General features: G+C 38.2%; 19 protein-coding genes and 1 tRNA gene. 18 read left to right on the forward strand and 2 right to left on the reverse strand.

Annotation, left to right across the window (positions count from 1 at the left end):
• Positions 1-143: 143 nt before the first annotated feature.
• Complete coding sequence (tnpA, locus tag VIHSUH07_RS02865; protein WP_005375295.1) at positions 144-608, forward strand: IS200/IS605 family transposase; 465 nt, start codon at positions 144-146, stop codon at positions 606-608.
• A gap of 108 nt (positions 609-716) precedes the next feature.
• Here the strand turns inward: tnpA and VIHSUH07_RS02870 are convergent, their stop codons facing one another.
• Together VIHSUH07_RS02870 and VIHSUH07_RS02875 are read right to left on the reverse strand one after the other, a co-directional pair.
• The gene (locus tag VIHSUH07_RS02870) at positions 717-959 is read right to left on the reverse strand and encodes a TOBE domain-containing protein (RefSeq protein WP_105083840.1); all 243 of its coding nucleotides are present in this window, start codon (positions 957-959) and stop codon (positions 717-719) included.
• 101 nt (positions 960-1,060) lie between these two features.
• A tRNA-Gly gene (locus VIHSUH07_RS02875) sits at positions 1,061-1,134 on the reverse strand.
• Between the two features lie 137 nt (positions 1,135-1,271).
• Between VIHSUH07_RS02875 and VIHSUH07_RS02880 the strand changes: the two genes are divergently transcribed.
• The 17 genes from VIHSUH07_RS02880 (at position 1,272) to VIHSUH07_RS02960 (ending at position 19,964) form a co-directional block, all read left to right on the forward strand.
• Positions 1,272-2,597 carry a PepSY-associated TM helix domain-containing protein gene (locus tag VIHSUH07_RS02880; RefSeq protein ID WP_105083841.1) on the forward strand — a complete coding sequence of 442 codons (1,326 nt, stop codon included), beginning with the start codon at positions 1,272-1,274 and terminating at the stop codon, positions 2,595-2,597.
• Positions 2,598-2,748: 151 nt separating this feature from the next.
• Complete coding sequence (gene nhaA / locus VIHSUH07_RS02885; protein ID WP_105083842.1) at positions 2,749-3,903, forward strand: Na+/H+ antiporter NhaA; 1,155 nt, start codon at positions 2,749-2,751, stop codon at positions 3,901-3,903.
• Between the two features lie 28 nt (positions 3,904-3,931).
• Positions 3,932-5,104 carry a Na+/H+ antiporter NhaA gene (gene nhaA, locus VIHSUH07_RS02890; RefSeq protein WP_105083843.1) on the forward strand — a complete coding sequence of 391 codons (1,173 nt, stop codon included), beginning with the start codon at positions 3,932-3,934 and terminating at the stop codon, positions 5,102-5,104.
• 24 nt (positions 5,105-5,128) lie between these two features.
• Positions 5,129-5,734 (forward strand): peptidoglycan-binding protein, encoded by a 606-nt coding sequence (locus tag VIHSUH07_RS02895; RefSeq protein ID WP_105083844.1) that lies wholly within the window; start codon positions 5,129-5,131, stop codon positions 5,732-5,734.
• Positions 5,735-5,875: 141 nt separating this feature from the next.
• Positions 5,876-6,700 carry a pur operon repressor gene (gene purR, locus VIHSUH07_RS02900; protein ID WP_105083845.1) on the forward strand — a complete coding sequence of 275 codons (825 nt, stop codon included), beginning with the start codon at positions 5,876-5,878 and terminating at the stop codon, positions 6,698-6,700.
• A 9-nt stretch (positions 6,701-6,709) separates the two neighbouring features.
• The gene (glmU, locus tag VIHSUH07_RS02905; RefSeq protein ID WP_105083846.1) at positions 6,710-8,083 is read left to right on the forward strand and encodes a bifunctional UDP-N-acetylglucosamine diphosphorylase/glucosamine-1-phosphate N-acetyltransferase GlmU; all 1,374 of its coding nucleotides are present in this window, start codon (positions 6,710-6,712) and stop codon (positions 8,081-8,083) included.
• Between the two features lie 139 nt (positions 8,084-8,222).
• The gene (locus VIHSUH07_RS02910; RefSeq protein ID WP_105083847.1) at positions 8,223-9,176 is read left to right on the forward strand and encodes a ribose-phosphate diphosphokinase; all 954 of its coding nucleotides are present in this window, start codon (positions 8,223-8,225) and stop codon (positions 9,174-9,176) included.
• Positions 9,177-9,186: 10 nt separating this feature from the next.
• Positions 9,187-9,765, forward strand: coding sequence for an aminoacyl-tRNA hydrolase (gene pth, locus VIHSUH07_RS02915; protein ID WP_105083848.1), 579 nt, complete (start codon positions 9,187-9,189; stop codon positions 9,763-9,765).
• Between the two features lie 58 nt (positions 9,766-9,823).
• On the forward strand, positions 9,824-11,305 hold the full coding sequence (locus tag VIHSUH07_RS02920) for an aminotransferase class I/II-fold pyridoxal phosphate-dependent enzyme (protein WP_105083849.1): 1,482 nt from the start codon (positions 9,824-9,826) through the stop codon (positions 11,303-11,305).
• Positions 11,306-11,307: 2 nt separating this feature from the next.
• Positions 11,308-11,994: a dTMP kinase gene (locus tag VIHSUH07_RS02925; protein WP_105083850.1), complete on the forward strand. Its 687-nt coding sequence runs from the start codon at positions 11,308-11,310 to the stop codon at positions 11,992-11,994.
• 89 nt (positions 11,995-12,083) lie between these two features.
• Positions 12,084-13,124, forward strand: coding sequence for a hypothetical protein (locus VIHSUH07_RS02930; RefSeq protein WP_105083851.1), 1,041 nt, complete (start codon positions 12,084-12,086; stop codon positions 13,122-13,124).
• On the forward strand, positions 13,125-13,970 hold the full coding sequence (locus VIHSUH07_RS02935; RefSeq protein WP_005382480.1) for a PSP1 domain-containing protein: 846 nt from the start codon (positions 13,125-13,127) through the stop codon (positions 13,968-13,970).
• A complete protein-coding gene (locus tag VIHSUH07_RS02940) occupies positions 13,963-14,691 on the forward strand; it encodes a tRNA1(Val) (adenine(37)-N6)-methyltransferase (protein WP_105083852.1) in 729 nt (242 codons plus the stop codon). The genes VIHSUH07_RS02935 and VIHSUH07_RS02940 overlap by 8 nt, the downstream gene beginning before the upstream one ends.
• Positions 14,678-15,523 carry a 16S rRNA (cytidine(1402)-2'-O)-methyltransferase gene (rsmI, locus tag VIHSUH07_RS02945; RefSeq protein WP_105083853.1) on the forward strand — a complete coding sequence of 282 codons (846 nt, stop codon included), beginning with the start codon at positions 14,678-14,680 and terminating at the stop codon, positions 15,521-15,523. The genes VIHSUH07_RS02940 and rsmI overlap by 14 nt, the downstream gene beginning before the upstream one ends.
• Positions 15,524-15,557: 34 nt before the next feature.
• Positions 15,558-17,507 carry a methionine--tRNA ligase gene (metG, locus tag VIHSUH07_RS02950; protein ID WP_105083854.1) on the forward strand — a complete coding sequence of 650 codons (1,950 nt, stop codon included), beginning with the start codon at positions 15,558-15,560 and terminating at the stop codon, positions 17,505-17,507.
• Positions 17,507-18,277, forward strand: coding sequence for a TatD family hydrolase (locus VIHSUH07_RS02955; RefSeq protein ID WP_105083855.1), 771 nt, complete (start codon positions 17,507-17,509; stop codon positions 18,275-18,277). Before metG ends, VIHSUH07_RS02955 begins: the two co-directional genes overlap by 1 nt.
• 151 nt (positions 18,278-18,428) lie before the next feature.
• Positions 18,429-19,964 carry a Ppx/GppA phosphatase family protein gene (locus tag VIHSUH07_RS02960; protein WP_105083856.1) on the forward strand — a complete coding sequence of 512 codons (1,536 nt, stop codon included), beginning with the start codon at positions 18,429-18,431 and terminating at the stop codon, positions 19,962-19,964.
• Positions 19,965-19,967 lie beyond the last annotated feature (3 nt).

Raw genomic sequence — 19,967 nt, forward strand, 5'->3', positions numbered from 1 at the left:
TTGTGCGCCGAATAGGCATGACTAAACCCCCAGTTAAACTGGGGGTCGGTAAAAAATTCTTAGAGAAAAGGAAAGAACCTCCTAGTGGTAAAATAAAGTTGGTCTGGCAACCACAACATTTCAACATAGGAGGTTCAATGTCAATGAATGACGTAAAAAGCTTATCACATAGTAAATGGAGATGTAAATATCATATTGTTTTTGCACCAAAGTATAGAAGACAAATAATTTATGGTCGGATAAAAGCTGATGTAGGTAAAATTTTAAGAGATTTATGTAATAGAAAAAATGTAGAGATTATAGAGGCAGAATGCTGTCCGGATCATATTCATATGCTAGTAACTATTCCACCACATTTAAGTGTATCAAGTTTTATGGGATATTTAAAAAGCAAAAGTAGCCTCATGATATTCGATAAACACGCAAATTTAAAATATAAGTATGGAAATAGACATTTCTGGTGTAGAGGATATTATGTGGATACGGTAGGACGATATGAAGGAGCGATAAAAGAGTATATTCGCAATCAACTACAAGAGGATATAGCGCAAGATACATTAAACTTTAAAGAATACACCGACCCGTTTACGGGTGAGCCAGTAAAATAGGCAAAATAAAAGCCCCCGAGTAGGGGGCAGCCAGTGGTAATAGAGTGGTTGTCAGATCATTCAATGCCCTCTTTAGAGGGCCACCACTAGAGAAAGACCCTTATAGGGTCAGAGCAAACCACCCGTTCTACGGGTGGTTATGATTTCTACACCAACCATTACGCTAGTGGATTTAATAACAGCCACAACTTCTTTGCCAACTGCTAAGCCTAAGTCTTTAACGGATTGAACTGTAATATCAGCTGTAAGAATGTTATCGTTACCTACATTAATTTTTACAATTGCATTTACAGCACCTTCTTGAATTTCAATGATTGTACCTTTTAATTGATTTCTTGCGCTTAATTTCATGGAATACTCCTTGTAACAAATATACAATACAAATCTGTATTTATTATATCTTTATACAAAAAAATAACCATGACGCATATCACATCACGGAATTTTATGTATGGAGCGGGCGAAGGGAATCGAACCCTCCTCTCAAGCTTGGGAAGCTCGCATTCTACCGATGAACTACGCCCGCATGATGTACATATTGTATCATATATTAATCTTTTTATTCAAGTACAGTTAATTATACTATATATATACCCATAGTGGTAATTGTATTGTATTACTACCAAAATGGATGTATAAAATAATGAGGAAGGAGGCATATGTATGTCAAAAATTTATAAAATTCATAAATGGTTATCTATAGTTTCTGTGCTATTTTTCTTAATGTTCTGTATTACAGGTCTTGTCCTTATGTTCAGAACTGAATTAAATGTGTGGGCTCAAGGGGGAACGAACCATACTTCAACTTCAATGGCTATGGGGCAAGAAGAGCCCACTATTTTTGATTATGCAGATGAAGGGGCTCTACTAGTTAAGGCAAAATATCCGTCAAAGGATATTTTAAATATTTCTCCTGCCATGGGTGCTTCACATCTTTTACGGTATCGTATTATTGAGTCATCAGCTACCGTAGCACCTCCAGCGCGTATGGGGATGGGAGGGGATTATGCATTATATAACCCTGAAACAAAGGGGCTTATTACTACGCATCATGAAACGCCTGCACATCCTTGGGTTCGAAGTGTATTACACACACTTCATCAACTACATACTCGATTAGACCTTGGTAAAACAGGAATTTATATTGTAACGATTTTATCTTTAGTATGTGGGTTATCTATTATTTCTGGTGTTTTTTTATATGGTCCATTTCGTAAAAGCTTTGCCAAATCTACTGTATTGTCTAACTATATGAAATTAAGTACATTACATCGAGAATTTGCTATGGTTGCTACTGTATGGGGATTCATATTATGCATTACAGGTGTATGGATAGGTGGATTTTTTATTGCTAATGACAGCTATAATGCAGATGTACTACACACTGCAAAGCAAGAACTTTCAGTTGGTCAATCTGACATTTTACAACCATCTGAAGCTATCTCTCGAATTATGAAAGCATACCCAGATCGTCAGCTTATATCTATGGATTATCCATCTAAATTTAATGATCATCATTATGCATTTTATTTAGGTGCTGAAAATGATGATGATCCAGCTATGTTCTTGGGCCAACCAGTCTATGCTAATTTATATACTGATTCTACTAAGGATATGTATTCTACAAAAAATATCCCCTGGTATTTTACGGGCATGACTACAATGATTAATCTCCATATTCATAATCATAATACGATGGCTCTTAAAATATTATGGGCCATCTGGGATATTGTTCTTATTGTAGGCATTGTGACTGGTATTATTATGACTATTAAAAAGAAATTTGGCAGAGCTAGTGCTACAGAATCTAAAGTATCAGCTGAGATAAAATATGTTTGGCGTACACCAATCTGTTGTGGTACCTTAGTATTACTTGGATTTATTATGCCACTTTGGTCCAATCCAGTTACAAATACTATAGCAGGTATTTGTTTAACTATTCCTCTAGTTGTATTTTTTATTTCTTTAATTAGAGGATTTAATCATTAAGTTATTATATTCTTCCTGTATCTAATCAGCGTGCTTCATCATTAGTTTATTGATTGATTTCGAACTAAAATGATATAATAATATATATTAACTAGGTTTTTTATGTGTTAAAACCTGTATTTATATTATGATTGAGAAAGTGGAAGTTACTATGAAATATATTAAAGCATTTATTCAGTCTGAATCATCTGGCGGTATTATGCTATTACTTGCTGCGATTCTTGGTGTTATAACTGCAAACTCGCCAATAGCTGAACAGTATTTTTCTCTCATGCATATTTATTTAGGTCCAATGGATGTATTGGAGTGGGTAAATGACGGTCTTATGGCTTTATTTTTCCTATATGTAGGGATTGAAATTAAGACTGAAATGATTTCCGGTGAGCTAAACACCAACTCAAAGAGATTGTTACCAGTTTTAGCTGCATTTGCCGGGGTGGTAACACCTGCGTTAGTTTACTTCTTAATTGCTGGATCTGTACCAGAATATACGCATGGTTGGGGAATACCTACTGCTACCGATATTGCCTTTGCAATTGGTGTCATTATGATGCTTGGTAAACGTGTATCACAAGCGATGAAGGCATTCCTTTCTGCATTGGCCGTTATCGATGATTTAATTGCTATTATAGTTATTGCTATATTTTATGGTGGTGGTATAGATTTTCCTCATTTAATCGTTGCTGCTATTGTGACAGGTGCATTGTGGTATACCAATAAACAAGGCTATGTAAGACCAGTTTTATATGGTGTACTAGGTGCCGTTCTTTGGTATTTTGTTTTAAAATCTGGTGTTCATGCCACTATCGCTGGTGTTGTGTTAGCTATGACTATTCCTGCAACGGGTAAGTTGGATGGCGAGACAGTGTATCCTATGCACGCATGGGCGGATAAACTGAAAAATTGGGTTAATTTTTTGATTATTCCTCTATTTAGCTTTTTAAATGCTGGTGTATCCTTCTCAGATGTTTCTGTAGATCATTTGTTCCACCCGGTTGTTTTAGGTGTTTCATTAGGCCTTATCTTGGGGAAACAGCTTGGTATTTTCTCTGCTGTTTACGTATTAGTACAATCTAAGATTATTAAGATGCCGACGAATACGACATGGCCTGAGGTGTATGGTACTGCTATCGTTTGTGGTATCGGTTTTACCATGAGTTTGTTTGTGGCCACTTTGGCATTCCCGCCTGGTGTAACTCAAGAAATGTCTAAAATTGGTATTTTTATTGGATCTATTATATCTGGTTTATTAGGTGCTACCGTTTTATCAGTAGCATATAAAATTAGAACGGCTAGAAATAAATAGTGAGTTAAGAATATTAGGAAGGAATCATATGGAACGGATATTTGTATTCTTACGTTCTCCTGGTGCTGCAACTACTGTATTACTAGGAGCTACAATTATTGCTTTAATCGTTGCCAATTCTCCTTTGGCGACACAATACATGTCATTAGTCAATTTGCCATTGGGACCTTTAACTGCCATGGAATGGGTTAATGATGCATTGATGGCTATCTTCTTTCTTTTTGTAGGATTAGAAGTAAAACGTGAATTGGTAAGCGGTGAATTAAACACAAATGCCAAGCGCATCATGCCAGGTATTGCTGCTTTATTTGGGGTTATTGTACCGGCTATTATTTTCTATCTTATAGCAGGATCCAATGATGTATATGTCCATGGATGGGCAATTCCGACGGCCACTGATATTGCGTTTGCCATTGGCGTTATTACTGCATTAGGTTCTCGCGTACCTAATTCTATGAAAGTGTTCTTGACAGCTTTGGCCGTTATTGATGACTTAATTGCGATTATCGTCATTGCCATATTCTATGCAGCAAGTATTAATCTATTTTATTTAGTGGCATCCGTTATTGTGACGGGGCTATTGATTTATTGTAATCGAACCGGCTATGTACGGTCCTTATCATACATTATTCTCGGTGTTATTTTATGGTACTGTATTTTACGGTCTGGTTTACATGCTACGATGGCGGGTGTAATTCTTGCGATGACAATACCAGAACGCGGCAAAATCGGTAAAAAATATGTGAGACCGATGCAACACTGGGAACATTATTTATCCAACTGGGTAAGTTTTGTTATTGTTCCTATTTTCGCATTCTTTAACGCTGGTGTTAACCTTGATGGATTTGGCATGGCTGATTTAAGTCATCCAGTTGTACTAGGCGTTGCATTAGGCCTAATTTTAGGTAAACAAATTGGTATTTTTGGCGCTATGTTTGGGATGATTAAATTAGGTATTGTTCCTATGCCTGCAGAAGCCAATTGGAAGTTTATATATGGCACTTCCATTGTGTGTGGTATTGGTTTTACCATGAGTATATTCGTGTCTGTTTTGGCCTATGATCCAGGTCATGCGCAAGAGATGGCTAAGGGCGGCGTATTGATAGGTTCCATTATTTCTGCTATCATTGGTTATGGCTACTTACGAATTGTAGGGGCTAAACGAAAAGAATGTCATATTGGGGTATATCATAATTGCTAAGTTAAGCAATAAAGGGGAATGTACATGATTAAGAGAATTTTAATACTATGTACTGTGCTATGTATGACTAATATGATGGCCTTCGCACAAACGAAGTCAGTTGATAAGGGACAACGAGGTCATCATGTACAGAAAATTCAAACCATGTTAGTGCATCAAGGATATCTTAAGGGTTCAGCAGATGGTATTTTTGGGCGCAACACTGAATTAGCAGTACGCAAATTCCAAAAAGCCAAGGGCCTAACTGTAGATGGTCGTGTAGGAACGGCTACGATGAGCGCTTTAGAAAAAGAAGAAACTCGTTTTGGCGATTCCGCCATTTCGCGTAGTCATAATGGGGTTCCCAATAAGTATGTACGCGTTATGACGATGCATGCTAGTGCATATAGTGCTCAGGACCCTGGAAATAGCAATTATACGGCTACTGGCAGTCGCTTGAAAAAAGGGATTGCTTCGGTGGATCCACGGATTATTCCACTAGGTACAAAAATGTTTATCGAAGGTTATGGCTATGCCGTAGCTGATGATGTTGGCGGGGCTATTAAAGGTAGTCGTATTGACTTAGCCTTTAATTCTCGAGCAGAAGCTTTACGATTTGGTCGTCAAACTGTAAAAGTATATATCTTATAACTATATATAAACTGTTAAAAGCTCTAGTCTATGACTAGAGCTTTTTTCCGAATTATATATATTTTCTCAATGCGAATATTCGGAAATTCATGGTATAATATAAATATCAATATAAATCGAGTATTCAGCAAAGGAAGGCTTATGAATAAAGTTCGACGTGTTGAAAGAATGGTGGCAATGACTAAATTATTGGTCGATTCGCCACAAAAACTTATATCTCTTAATTATTTTTGTGATTTTTTCGGAATGGCGAAATCTACAGTAAGTGAAGATTTGACATGTGTCCGTCAATCGATGGAACATTTTCAGTTGGGTACTCTGGAAACCGTTGCTGGTGTAGCTGGCGGTGTTCGATTCATCCCTCATCGAAAGGGCGAGCAGGCCAATGAAATCTTACGAGATGTGCAAAAACGTTTGCGCGAACCAGATCGTATTATTCCTGGTGGATTCATTTACATGTCGGATATTTTGTATGATTGGCATGTGATGACGCGTTTAGGCGAAATTATTATGACTCGTTTTGTGGATCGCAATCCAGATTACATTTTGACAGTAGAAACAAAGGGGATTCCCTTAGCGGTTATGGTAGCTAGAGCTTTCAATAAACCTCTTGTCATCGCTCGTCGTGATAGTAAGGTTACGGAAGGGTCCGCTATTAGTATTAATTATGTAACGGGTTCATCTGGCCGAATTCAAACGATGACGTTAACTAAACGCGCTATACCACAAAATGCGAAGGTGCTCATTATTGATGATTTCATGAAGGCTGGAGGTACGGCTAAAGGGCTTACAGAGCTTGTACATGAGATGAATGGCAAAGTGGTGGGAACAGGTGTCCTTGTGGCTACCGCTGAACCAAATCCTAAGTTAATCAATGATTATGAATCACTATTTACGTTCCATGGTATTGATGAAAGTACAAATGAAATTCACATCGAACCTGTATTTGATACGATTGATAGATAGGAGTTTACTATGAATATTGCAAGTCTTATTTTAGCAGCTGGTAAGGGTACACGAATGAAGTCCAAATTGCCAAAGGTACTTCATAAAGTTGGCGGTAAAGCTATGGTTGAACGCGTTCTAGAAACTGTTCAATCTCTTGGAACCGATAAGGATGTTGTTATCGTTGGCTTTGGTGGTAATGCAGTACAAGACTATCTAGAAGGTCGTGCTGAATTTGTACGTCAAGAAGAGCAAAATGGTACTGGTCATGCAGTAAAGATGGCGGAACCTGTACTTGGATCTTTTGATGGTACAATTTTATTATTGTGTGGTGATACACCGCTCGTGACTAAAGAAAGTTTAGAAGCTCTTTTAAAAGAACATACTGAATCAGGAGCTGCAGCTACAATTTTAACAGCTCATATGCCAGATCCAACAGGTTATGGTCGCATTATTCGTAACGAAGAAGGTCATGTAGTCCGTATTGTGGAACAAAAGGATGGCAAACCAGAAGAATTAGCTGTACAAGAAGTTAACACTGGTATGTATGCTTTTGATAGTAAAAAACTATGGCCTTGTCTTGGTCAATTATCCGATGATAATGCACAAGGCGAACTATATATTACAGATGTAGTTGGTATTCTCGTAAATGGCGGCGATAAGGTAAGTGCTTATATGACTGAAAACTTTGAAGAATCATTAGGCGTAAATTCTCGTTTGCAATTGGCCGAAGCAGAATCCATTTTAAAACATCGTAAAAATGTAGAATTAATGACTGCTGGTGTAACGATTATTGACCCTGATAATACCTATGTAGCACCAGAGGTTACTGTGGGAGCTGATACAATTCTACATCCTGGTACCGTTTTAGAAGGTAATACGGTGATTGGAGAAAATTGTGAAATTGGACCTCATACACGTTTGACAAATGTAACTGTTGGCAACAATACAGTGATTCATTTTACCTATGGTCATGACTGTGAAGTAAAAGATGGCGTAGATATTGGTCCATATGTTCATTTGCGTCCTAATACGGTTATTGGCAATAAAGTTCATATTGGTAATTTCGTAGAGGTTAAAAATTCTAATGTTGGGGAAGGCACTAAATTCCCTCATCTATCTTATATTGGCGATAGTGATGTAGGATCTGGTGTCAATATCGGTTGTGGTACGATTACAGTAAATTATGACGGAAAAATCAAGCATCGTACAACTATCGGCGATGGTGCATTTGTAGGTTGTAATAGTAATTTGGTAGCACCTGTTACAATTGGTAATTATAGCTATGTAGGAGCTGGTTCTACGATTACTAAAAATGTTCCGGATAAGGCATTAGCTGTAGGTCGCAGCAAGCAAATTGTGAAAGAAAATTGGGTTACAGATGATACTTTCAAAAAGAAATAAGAATTTATCAAAAATTTTTCACACAAGATAGGAAAAATAGTATACAATAATAAGGCAATAAGGTTGTATATCTGTAATATTTCGTTACATATACATTGAGTAACTAACTAAGATTACGGAGAAATGAAAGGGTATCAAAATGGCATTTGAAGACGGCAAAAAACTTAAAATTTTCACAGGTAACGCAAATCCAGAGTTGGCAAAGGAAATTTGTGATTATTTAGGTTTGCCTTTAGGTGAAGCATTTGTAGGTCGCTTTAATAATGGCGAAGTACAAATTATGATTGATGAAAGCGTACGTGGCAAAGATGTATTTATCATTCAACCAACTAGCTATCCTGTAAATGATAACTTAATGGAATTAATGGTAATGGCTGATGCATTAAAACGCGCTTCTGCTCGTCATATTACAGCAGTAGTTCCTTACTACGGTTATGCACGTCAAGATCGTAAAACTCGCGGTCGTGAACCAATTACAGCTAAATTAGTAGCTAACTTAATGCAAACTTCTGGTATTACACGTCTTGTAACAATTGATTTGCATGCAGGTCAAATCCAAGGCTTCTTTGATGTGCCAGTTGACCATTTATACGGTGCATCCATTTTAGCTAAATACATTAATGAAAAACATCTAGAAGATGTTATCGTTGTATCTCCAGACCTTGGTGGTGTAACACGTGCTCGCGATTTGGCTGACCGCATTGGTGCTCCAATTGCCATTATTGAAAAGAAACGTCCTGAACCAGGCGTGGCTAAGGTTATGAATTTAATTGGCGATGTGAAAGGTAAAAACTGCATCATTGTTGATGATATTGTAGATACAGCAGGGTCCCTTGTAGAAGGGGCTAAAGCATTAGAACAATTTGGTGCAAAATCCGTTATGGCCGCTGTTACCCATGCTGTATTGACAGACCCAGCAAGTGAACGCATTGCAAACTCTAATATTAAAGAGCTTATCGTAACAAATACAATGCCATTACCAGAAAATTGCAAATTACCTAATGTAACGCAATTATCTGTAGCTCCATTATTAGGTGAAGCAATTATGCGTATCTTTCACGAAGTTTCAGTAAGTAATTTATTTGATAAATAATAGGTGATTCTTGAAATTAGTAGTAGGCCTTGGTAATCCAGGCAAGCAATATGAAACGACAAAACATAATATTGGATTTATGGTTATCGATGCTATTGCAGATAGCGTATCTCACACGCCTTGGAAAGAGGAACAACGTGCTGAGGTTTGCAGTATTACTGTAGATGGCGAGAAGGTATTGCTTGTAAAGCCACAAACATTTATGAATGCAAGTGGTGAGTCTGTAGGTCCATTGATGCGGTACTATAAGATTGATCCATCTGATGTGTATTGCATTTATGATGATATGGATTTACCGGTAGGCAAATTGCGTATTCGACCAAATGGTAGTTCCGGTGGTCATAATGGGATTAAATCCTTAATCTCCCATATAGGAACAGAAAACTTTCCTCGTTTTCGCGTTGGAATCGGTCGTCCGTTACCACAATGGACTGTCATTGACCACGTGTTAGCACCATTTAGTGAAGAAAATCAAGAGAAGGTACAAAAGGGTATCAAGGATACGGCAAAAGCTGTATTAGGCACCTTAGAGGTGGGTATTGATAAGGGGATGAATCAATTCAACCCTAAACGCCGTCCACATCGATAAATAACATGCATAAGGGCATGAGTCTCATAGAGATTCATGCCCTTTTTACGAGGTATGTATGAGTAATCAAGACAAAATGCCTTTTGTAGAGGCTTTAGAATCATATAAAAAACAACATTTCATGCCATTTCATACACCGGGGCATAAGATTGGTGTAGAAGCGCCTCAGTTACTTAAAGAATGGATGGGGCCGGCACTACCATATGATTTAGGGGTAATGTATGCTCTAGATGATTTACATGAACCGGAAGGGGAGTTAAAAGAGGCGCAAGACTTAACAGCTGAATTATATGGCGCTGACTATTGTTGGTTCTCTATTAATGGTACCACTGCTTTGATTGAAGCCATGATTATGGGAACCGTAGGCCCGAATGAAACGATTATCATTCCTCGAGAAGCACATCGTTCTGTTATAAGTGGATTAGTGTTATCTGGTGCAAAACCAGTATATATGGATTGTACATTCAACACACGATGGGGGATTCCGTTAGGGGTATCCTTAGAGGCTGCTATTCAAGCAATGGAGGCACATCCTGAGGCTAAGGCCATTCTTTTAGTCTACCCCAATTATTATGGGGTAGGTGTAGATATTGTAAATATTGTAAAAGAAGCACATAAACGAGGTATGATTGTTCTTGTAGATGAAGCTCATGGCCCCCATTTGCCGTTTTCAGAAACATTGCCTATTGAGGCTATTGCAGCTGGTGTAGATTTAGTAGCACAAAGTACGCATAAGTCCGTAGGTTCTTTAACACAAACTTCTTGGCTATTAGGGCAAGGCGATTTAATTAACAAACGGCGTATTATACAAATGCATCAGATGCTACAAAGTACGAGCCCTAATTATATATTTTTAGCATCTCTTGATATGGCGCGCCATCAGTTGGCTACGAAAGGCACCACTTTAGTAAATCGTGCTGTATCATTAAGTTTACAATTACGACGCAAATTGGAAGCCATAAAGGGCATTTCTATCATGTCGAGCAAGGATGTAGATAGACCTAATTATGATGTAACAAAGGTGTTGATTGATGCCAAGGAATTAGGGCTTACCGGTGTGGATTTCGAGAAACGATTGCGTGCTCATCATATCGAAGTGGAACTTGTGCAAGCGCATCATGTGTTGGTACTCATCACGATAGGTGATACAGAGGAATCTATCATAACCCTTGTAAAAGCGGTGCAGTCCATAAGCGATGAGATTTGCAGTAAATCATCGTTAATGAATCGTGTTGGTGATCAAATAGAGGAACGTACTGAAACGATTCAGTCAGCTAGCATTCTGCCTATTCCTGTTGTACGTATGACACCGAGGGAAGCCCTTTACAAGAATCGTAGCACCTGTATGTTAGAATCGGCGTTACATCATATTTGCGGAGAAACGATTGCTTATTATCCTCCTGGTATTCCATGTATAGCCGTAGGTGAAGAGATTACAGAATCTGTGTTACAATATATACAACAACGGCGTGCATTGGGGTATATGCCAAATGGAGCAGCCGATATGAACTTAGAAACGATACAAATTGTAGAGGAGTAGAAATGGGGACTTTAATCATACTAGAAGGTGGCGATGGCAGTGGCAAAGCTACACAAACAAAGTGCTTGGTAGAACGATTACAAGCAGAAGGCCATCGCGTGCGCAGTGTTAGCTTTCCCAATTATGATAGTGATGCATCTATGCCTATTAAGATGTATTTATCTGGTCAATTTGGTACGGAGGTGGACTCGGTTAATCCTTATGTAGCAAGCTCTATGTATGCTATCGATCGTTTTGCATCCTTTAGAATGGATTGGGAATCATTTTATAATGACGGTGGCATCATTATAGCTGACCGTTATACGACGTCGAATATGGTTCATCAAATGGTGAAATATACAGATGCGGATAAACGTGTTCAATTTTTAGAATGGCTAGAAGATTTTGAGTTTATTAAGTTTGGTTTACCTCGTCCTGATGTGGTATGTTTGCTCGATGTTCCATTAGATGTGACGGAATCTTTGATGTCTGAGCGAACTGGTAAAACAGGGGGAGAGACAGGGGATATACACGAAGGAAATAGAGTGTATTTGCAAGCTGTTCACAATGCCTATGATGAATTAGTTGAACGTTATCAATGGCATCGTATTTCCTGTGCCCAACAAGATGAATCTGGAACTTTTACTATGCGCAGTATAGAATCTATACACAATGACATATACGATGTGGTAAAAACGATATTGAGATAGATAAAATCACATATCTTAGGACATGGCGACTCTTTAAAAAGTCGCCATTTTCCTATATAATAGTAATATTGGACAGGATAGGAGGGATTATGACATATTTTGATAATGTAATCGGTCAAGATACGATTAAAAACCACCTAACTGAATTGGTAAAACGGCAAACATTACCACATAGCTTGTTGTTCTATGGAGAGGCTGGACTCGGTAAACTTGATATGGCTATAGGGTTAGCATCGTTGATTTTAGGACGGCAGGTATTTTCAGGCCATAATGGGGCTGAATATCTGGAAGAGGTAAAAAATGCACGCCTTGCCAATGGTGAAAGTGAAAAGAAAATAGAAGCGGAAGGTTTGCCTATTTATATGGATAAGGGGGATGCATTTTGGATTCGTCCTATGAAATCAACCTTAAAAGTAGAACAATGGTATTCCCTTTTGCAAGATCATCTATCTGTTGCTGGTCTTGGAAACCGCGTCGTTATCATTGAAGACTTTCACATGGCCAATGCTATTATGGCGAATGCCATGTTAAAAACGATTGAAGAACCACCGGCACAGGTGTACTTCATTATTATTACGAACAAGATTAATCTTGTGTTGCCAACCATTATTTCACGGTGTATGGGTGTGGGCTTTCAATCCGTTTCGGATGAAAGTATTCGCTACGCATTGCAGCAACGTGGTATTACAGGAAACATAGATGAAGCTATTTCGATGGGCCATGGTAACCCTGCTGTTGTGGAAGCATTAGTACAACAGGGAACGATAGCCATGTTGGAATTAGCCATACAATGGATGCGAACATTAGGCTCTGATTCACGATGGTTTTCAAAAATTGCCATATGGTGTGAGTCATTGACCCGTGACGATGCATTGGATTTAATGCATTGGTTACGATTGTTAAGTCGCGATATGATGGCCCTTAAATGTGGTGCAACCATAGAGCAACTACAAGTACCCATGCATAGGACAGTATTATTAGAATTATTACCGCATTGGCCAATGGCCGCTTTAGCAACTGTAGCTCATGAAACATTGCGCGCGGAACAGGCACTGCGGTTACACATAAAAATCGCTCTCGTGATGGACGGTCTTAGTATCGCCCTTCACGATGCTCGTGAGGAGGTTTAGATGGTAACCATCGTTGGCGTACGATTTAAAAAGGCTGGTAAGATTTACTATTTCTTACCTGGCGAAGAAACTCTAACAATCGATGATGGCGTCATTGTAGAGACAGCGCGTGGCGTTGAATATGGTACGGTTGTAATTGGACCAAAAGAGGTGGCAAAGGATTCTTTGGTGATGCCTGTTAAAGAAGTAATGAGAAAGGCCACACCTAAGGATTTACAACAATTAGAAAAGAATGAGGAACGAGAAGAAAAAGCCTTTGCGATATGCTTAGAAAAGATTGCAAAGCGCAAATTGCCGATGAAGCTAATTAATGTGGAATACACATTTGATATGAATAAAATTGTATTCTTCTTTACTGCCGATGGGCGCATCGATTTCCGTGAACTTGTAAAAGATTTAGCCACTGTTTTTAGAACGCGTATTGAGTTACGTCAAGTAGGTGTCCGAGATGAAGCTAAAGTGTTAAATGGCATAGGTGCCTGTGGCAGACCTTTATGTTGTTCTAACTTTTTAGGAGATTTCTCACCGGTATCGATTCGCATGGCTAAGGATCAAAATTTAAGCTTGAATCCGACTAAGATTTCTGGTGTATGTGGTCGACTTATGTGTTGTTTAAACTATGAAGACGATTTATATAAAAAGGGTGGAGACCTTTATGTAAAGAAGGATAGAACACCATCGCCTCGCGACGTAGAGCCACCAGGTATCGGTAAAGAGGTCGTAACTGATGAAGGTATCGGCAAGGTTCTCAAGGTAAATTATCATAAACATACAGTTAAGGTTCAGTTGGAGGCAGGTCGAACCATCGATTTAAAATGGTCTGATGTGGCATTGCCAGATGAATAATCAAGAGCAACTCGATGATTTGATTATCGATGATTTAAAGATATATCAGCGGCAAGATCAATTTCGCTTTTCCTTTGATGCTATTGCATTGGTTCATTTTTGCCGATTTAATCAGCGTCATCGGTATATAGACTTAGGCACAGGTACAGGGGTATTACCGTTAATAGGTACATCTCTAGGTGCTGGTCATATTACAGGTGTTGAGATTAATGATGTAATGGCTAACATGGCTGAACGCAGTGTTCTATATAATCATAAATCCAATGTTATATCCATACTTCAAGGTGATTATCGCACTATGAATTATCAGCAATTTGGTTCCAAACCTTTTGATGGTGTTCTAGTGAATCCTCCTTATTTCGATCATCGACGAGGTGAAATACCTAATGATAATCATCGTTGCTTAGCATTACATGACAGGTGTACTTCTATTGATGATGTATGTAAAGCGGCCTCGCGATTAATCAAAAATAAGGGGCGTTTATGGATGGTATATAGTGCACCTCGTTTATCAGAGCTCATACATGCATTAACAGCGGTTGGATTTGCTGTTAAACGAATACGCATGGTTCATGGTATGATTCATAAACCGGCTAAAATCGTTTTGATTGAGGCCATAAAGGGCGGTGAACAAGGGGTAATCGTTGAGCCGCCATTAATCGTATATAGCCAACCTAATGTGTACACGGAGGAGGTGTCTCGTTGGTATGAACGAAAATAACAAGGGCACCTTGTATTTAGTGCCTACGCCCATTGGCAATCTAGAGGATATGACATATCGTGCTGTACGGATACTGGGAGAGGTTGATGCTATTGCAGCCGAAGATACACGGCACACCGGTATACTGTTAAAGCATTTTGAAATTAGTAAGCCTTTGATTTCTTATCATGAACATAATAAGGAAGAAAAAGGAACTGTTATTATAGAGATGTTATTAGACGGTAAGAATATTGCTTGTGTTAGTGATGCGGGCATGCCTGCTATATCTGACCCTGGTGCAGATCTTGCATCGAAGGCCATTGCACAAGATATATCCGTTGTACCCTTACCGGGTGCTAATGCAGCGTTAACGGCGCTTATTGCATCTGATTTAGATACTAAACAATTTACATTCTTCGGTTTTTTACCAAAGCGTGGAAAACATCGCAATGATGCTCTTCAGCTTATGGCGAAACAACGAGGAACGTTAATATTTTATGAAGCACCTCATCGTTTACAAGAGGTTCTCTGTGATATGTATGAGGCCTTTGGCAATCGACCAATTACAATTGCTCGCGAGGTCACTAAAAAGTTTGAAACCTTTTTACGCAGTGATTTAGCTTCCATTTGTGATGACTTAGATCAAATTATCTATAAGGGCGAATTTGTCTTAGTGATAGGCGGTTGTGAGACGGGTGAACCGACTGATGATAAGGAAGAACAACCTATATCCTATGAAGCAGCCGTAGCTGAATTAGTAGAAACAGGAGTACCAAAGAAGGAAGCTATTCGCGAAGTAGCAAAACGCTTTGGCGTTTCTCGCCGTGAGGTTTATAATATTGTAGAGCGATAACACTTTCACAAGTGATGAATAGAAGGAGATTATGATGGGCGATACAAAGAAGACATTTTATATTACAACTCCAATTTATTATCCTAGTGCTAAATTGCACATAGGTCATACATATTGTACATCTGTAGCTGATACAATTGCTCGTTTTAAACGTTTAGCTGGTTATGATGTACGATTTTTAACTGGCTCTGATGAACATGGCCAAAAAATTCAACGTGCTGCTGAGGCACAAGGTATTACACCATTAGAGTATACGACTAATATTGTAAATGGATTTAAAGCATTATGGGAAAAAATGCATATTTCCAATGATGATTTTATTCGCACTACCGATGCACGTCATGAAAAGGTAGTCCAAGAATTATTTACGAAAGCTTACGAAAAAGGCGATATTTACAAAGCAGAATATGAAGGTTGGTATTGTACACCTTGCGAATCCTTCTGGACTGAACAAAAACTTGGTGAAAATCATACCTGTCCAGATTGTGGACGTCCTGTAGAGCGCGTTAAAGAGGAAAGCTACTTCTTTAAACTTGGTAAATATACAGATCAATGGTTGAAATTCATCGAAGAAAATCCTGATTTTATTCAACCTGAATCTCGTCGCAATGAAATGATTCAATTCGTAAAACAAGGTCTTGAGGATTTGGCTGTTTCTCGTACATCTTTTGACTGGGGGATTAAGGTTCCATTCGATCCGAAACACGTTGTGTATGTTTGGTTCGATGCATTAGTAAACTATATTAGTGCATTATCTCCTTTCGATGGGGATGGTGAACTATATAAGAAATTCTGGCCAGCAGATCTTCATTTGGTGGGGAAGGAAATTGTTCGTTTCCACACTATCATTTGGCCTATGATGCTCATGAGCCTTGAGTTGCCATTGCCTAAAAAGGTATTTGGCCACGGATGGATGATTGTAGATGGTACCAAGATGAGTAAATCTCTAGGTAATGTTATCGATCCAAATCCATTGATTGATACATATGGTGCTGATTCTTTGCGTTATTATTTGTTAAGTGAAATTACATTAGGCCATGATGGAAACTTCACATTGCCTAACTTTGTAACCAAAATTAATGCGGATTTATCCAATGATTTAGGTAATCTTTTAAATCGTACTATTGCGATGATTGAAAAATATCATGGTGGCATCATCACAAAAACTGATGATGTAGATGATTTAGATAAAGAAATTTCTTCCTTGGCAGAACAAACGGTTGCAGATTTTGAAGCTCAAATGGAAGCTATGGAATTAAATAAGGCTCTTAAAACAGTATGGGCTTTTATCAGCCGTATGAATAAATATATCGATGAAACTATGCCTTGGGTATTGGCTAAGAGCTCTGAAGAGGCAGATGTACGTCGTTTGCAATCCGTTATGTATCATCTTGCTGAAAGTTTACGTATCATCGCTGTTCTCGTAAGTCCTGTTATTCCTGTAGGGGCTCCAAAAATTTGGGAACAATTGGGACTAGGTGGTTTTGAGCATGTCCAATTGGATGATGTACGCACATGGGGTGGTATTCCAACTGGTACAAAGGTCGTAAAAGGTGAACCGATTTATCCACGTTTTGAAGTTCCAGAAATGGTAGATATCACTGCTGTAGAAGAAAAAACTACAGAATCTGTTGATACATCGAATATTCCACCTTTAAAAGAAAACATTAGCTATGATGATTTTGAAAAATTGGATCTTCGTGTAGCTAAGGTTGTAAGTTGTGAAAAGGTACCTAAGTCTAAAAAATTATTGAAATTTGTATTGGATATTGGCCTTGAAGAACGCACTGTATTAAGTGGTATATCTCAATATTACGAACCAGAATCTATGGTTGGTAAAAAGGTAATTTATTTGGCAAACTTGAGCCCTAAAAAGATGATGGGCATAGAATCTTATGGTATGATTCTATCCGCTTCTGATTGGGAAGAACATTTAGAAGTTACCAATATTGAATCATTACCAGCAGGGAGCATTGTAAAATAATGAAACTCTTTGATACACATGCACATATTAACGATAACCGTTTTGATAATGATAGAGCTGATATGTTACAAGCTTGTTTTGATGCAGGCGTTGAATACATTATGATTCCTGGTGTTGATAGACAAACTGTTGAATCAGGTGTTGCATTGGCTGAAACTGATGACCGTTTGTATGCTGCAGTAGGGACACATCCTCACGAAGCAAAAAATTTTACTGATGATGACTACGAATATTTTAAAGAGTTAGCCTTGCACAATGATAAGGTCCGTGCTATCGGTGAAATTGGCCTTGATTATTACTATGATTTCTCTGATAGACCAACGCAAAAGAAGGTGTTTATACGTCAACTCGAGTTGGCTCGAGAGGTAGATTTGCCTATTATCATTCATGACCGTGATGCTCATGGTGATATCATGGATATTTTACGCAACGAAGGCAAGGACAATTGGGGGATTTTCCATTGTTATTCCGGTAGTTGGGAGATGGCTAAAGAGGCTATTAAATTGGGATTCTATATATCCTTTGCTGGACCTGTTGTATTTCCAAAGTCTACGAATTTAAAAGAGGTTGCTAAACAAGTGCCACTAGATCGTATTCTTATTGAAACGGATTCTCCGTATTTAACACCACCTCCATTTAGAGGCCGTCGTAATGATCCGAGTAAAACACAATTTGTGGCTCAGGAAATTGCATCCTTACGCGGTATGGATGTAGATGAGTTTGCTTCGATTGCTTATGAAAATGGCAAACGTGTATTTGGAATAAAATAAATACTGCTAGTTATAGGATATATGTGGACTAATTATGGGTTATACATATATCCTTGGTAGGACGCGATTCTTTCGTAGAAAGGATCGCGTTTTTCTATGGTATACTAACATATATAGTCTATATCGATTTGGGCTTACAAAGGATGATAAGATGGAACGCATTGCATTTATTGACTTAGGATCGAATTCCATTCGATTCGTTATTTATGAAATATCAGATACAGGTAGTTATCGCTTAATTTATCAGGAAAAAAATTCCATTCGCTTAAGCGAAAATATGTGGGGCAATCATAAACTGACAGAACCTGCTATGAATCGTGCCTTAGTGTCGCTACAGTCTTATGTACATATGGCAAAAGCGCTTGAGGTAAATTCTATTAAAGCTGTTGCTACAGCAGCTGTTCGATTAGCTAAAAATGGTGATGAATTTATTGAAACCGTGAAACGTGAGACTGGGCTTGATTTAGAATGTATTTCAGGAGAAGAAGAGGCTCGTTTAGGCTTTTTGGGTGTTATTAATACGATTGGTCTCAAGGATTTTGTTATTTTTGACTTAGGCGGAGCCAGTACTGAAATTACATTAGTAAGAAATCGTCAAATTGAACAGTCTGTTAGCTTACCTATTGGTGCTTTAACATTAACCGGAACCTATCAGAAGGGCGATGAGTTTACAGACAAAGAATACAATAAAATGATTAAGGCCATTAGAAAGGCCATAGAGGAACAGCCTTGGCTTAAGAACACTAAAATGCCTCTGTTAGGTATTGGTGGTACTGCACGAAATATAGCTAAAATGGATCAACGTAAATTATCGTATCCTATTACTAAATTACATAATTATGAGATTCCATACCATCGTTTTACAGAATTATTGGATGAGGTCAGATCTAAACCGTTAGGGCAACGCAAAAAAATAAATGGTCTTTCATCCGAGCGAGCTGATATCATAATTGCGGGAATGAGTATCGTCTATGAATTATTTAATTATGTGAATTGTAAAACCTTAGTCGTAGGTGGTTCTGGCCTTCGAGAAGGTTTATTTTATGATTATTATGGGCATAACTATTTAGGTGGTAATCCTATTATTCCAGATATATTGATTCACTCTGCAGAAAATGTTTTATTGGAGATGACACGTCATGAGCTCGTTCATGCTAAATATATTTGCAGATTAGCTGATACATTATTTGAACAATGGTGGTCCTTGCATAAGGGCGATAATGCGCTGCGCCGTTGTTTGCAAGTAGCATCATTATTGCATGATATTGGCAAACGTGTGAACTATTATAGTCATGCTCGACATGGTTGCTATATGCTGGTTAACAGTAATCTATACGGAATGACACATATTGAACAGGCTTTTAGTGCGTTTCTCGTTATGAATTCGCATGGTTTAACACCTAAGGAATATAAAAACTTCTTGTACGGTAGACTACTGGATGATGAGCAGCGTTCAATAGGGCAAAAGTTGTCAATTATTCTAGCTATTGCTGAGGCTCTTGATGAAAGCCATGAACAGCTGGTTATGAATTTAGATAGTCGCATTAGTCCAGATGAGATGCATTTAATTATACAGTTTCCAAAGCATCGTGATATTGATATAACAAAAGGGGCTGTTGAAAAATTAGTGAAGCCTTTTAAAAAGGAATTTAAACGTCAGTTAGAAATTGAGTGGTCCCCTCAGTAGGAG

This window comes from Veillonella sp. T34266-5, assembly GCF_002959815.1.
In the GTDB taxonomy this organism is placed as follows: Bacteria; Bacillota; Negativicutes; order Veillonellales; family Veillonellaceae; genus Veillonella; species Veillonella atypica.

What these genes read in the sequence shown, in the direction of transcription:
- VIHSUH07_RS02910 (WP_105083847.1), top strand. Translation starts at nt 8,223, where the DNA reads ATGGCATTTGAAGACGGCAAAAAACTTAAAATTTTCACAGGTAACGCA.
- VIHSUH07_RS02870 (WP_105083840.1), bottom strand. Translation starts at nt 959, where the DNA reads ATGAAATTAAGCGCAAGAAATCAATTAAAAGGTACAATCATTGAAATT.
- VIHSUH07_RS02940 (WP_105083852.1), top strand. Translation starts at nt 13,963, where the DNA reads ATGAATAATCAAGAGCAACTCGATGATTTGATTATCGATGATTTAAAG.
- VIHSUH07_RS02880 (WP_105083841.1), top strand. Translation starts at nt 1,272, where the DNA reads ATGTCAAAAATTTATAAAATTCATAAATGGTTATCTATAGTTTCTGTG.
- VIHSUH07_RS02955 (WP_105083855.1), top strand. Translation starts at nt 17,507, where the DNA reads ATGAAACTCTTTGATACACATGCACATATTAACGATAACCGTTTTGAT.
- rsmI (WP_105083853.1), top strand. Translation starts at nt 14,678, where the DNA reads ATGAACGAAAATAACAAGGGCACCTTGTATTTAGTGCCTACGCCCATT.
- VIHSUH07_RS02930 (WP_105083851.1), top strand. Translation starts at nt 12,084, where the DNA reads ATGACATATTTTGATAATGTAATCGGTCAAGATACGATTAAAAACCAC.
- metG (WP_105083854.1), top strand. Translation starts at nt 15,558, where the DNA reads ATGGGCGATACAAAGAAGACATTTTATATTACAACTCCAATTTATTAT.
- VIHSUH07_RS02895 (WP_105083844.1), top strand. Translation starts at nt 5,129, where the DNA reads ATGATTAAGAGAATTTTAATACTATGTACTGTGCTATGTATGACTAAT.
- VIHSUH07_RS02925 (WP_105083850.1), top strand. Translation starts at nt 11,308, where the DNA reads ATGGGGACTTTAATCATACTAGAAGGTGGCGATGGCAGTGGCAAAGCT.
- purR (WP_105083845.1), top strand. Translation starts at nt 5,876, where the DNA reads ATGAATAAAGTTCGACGTGTTGAAAGAATGGTGGCAATGACTAAATTA.
- VIHSUH07_RS02920 (WP_105083849.1), top strand. Translation starts at nt 9,824, where the DNA reads ATGAGTAATCAAGACAAAATGCCTTTTGTAGAGGCTTTAGAATCATAT.
- VIHSUH07_RS02960 (WP_105083856.1), top strand. Translation starts at nt 18,429, where the DNA reads ATGGAACGCATTGCATTTATTGACTTAGGATCGAATTCCATTCGATTC.
- nhaA (WP_105083842.1), top strand. Translation starts at nt 2,749, where the DNA reads ATGAAATATATTAAAGCATTTATTCAGTCTGAATCATCTGGCGGTATT.
- nhaA (WP_105083843.1), top strand. Translation starts at nt 3,932, where the DNA reads ATGGAACGGATATTTGTATTCTTACGTTCTCCTGGTGCTGCAACTACT.
- VIHSUH07_RS02935 (WP_005382480.1), top strand. Translation starts at nt 13,125, where the DNA reads ATGGTAACCATCGTTGGCGTACGATTTAAAAAGGCTGGTAAGATTTAC.
- glmU (WP_105083846.1), top strand. Translation starts at nt 6,710, where the DNA reads ATGAATATTGCAAGTCTTATTTTAGCAGCTGGTAAGGGTACACGAATG.
- tnpA (WP_005375295.1), top strand. Translation starts at nt 144, where the DNA reads ATGAATGACGTAAAAAGCTTATCACATAGTAAATGGAGATGTAAATAT.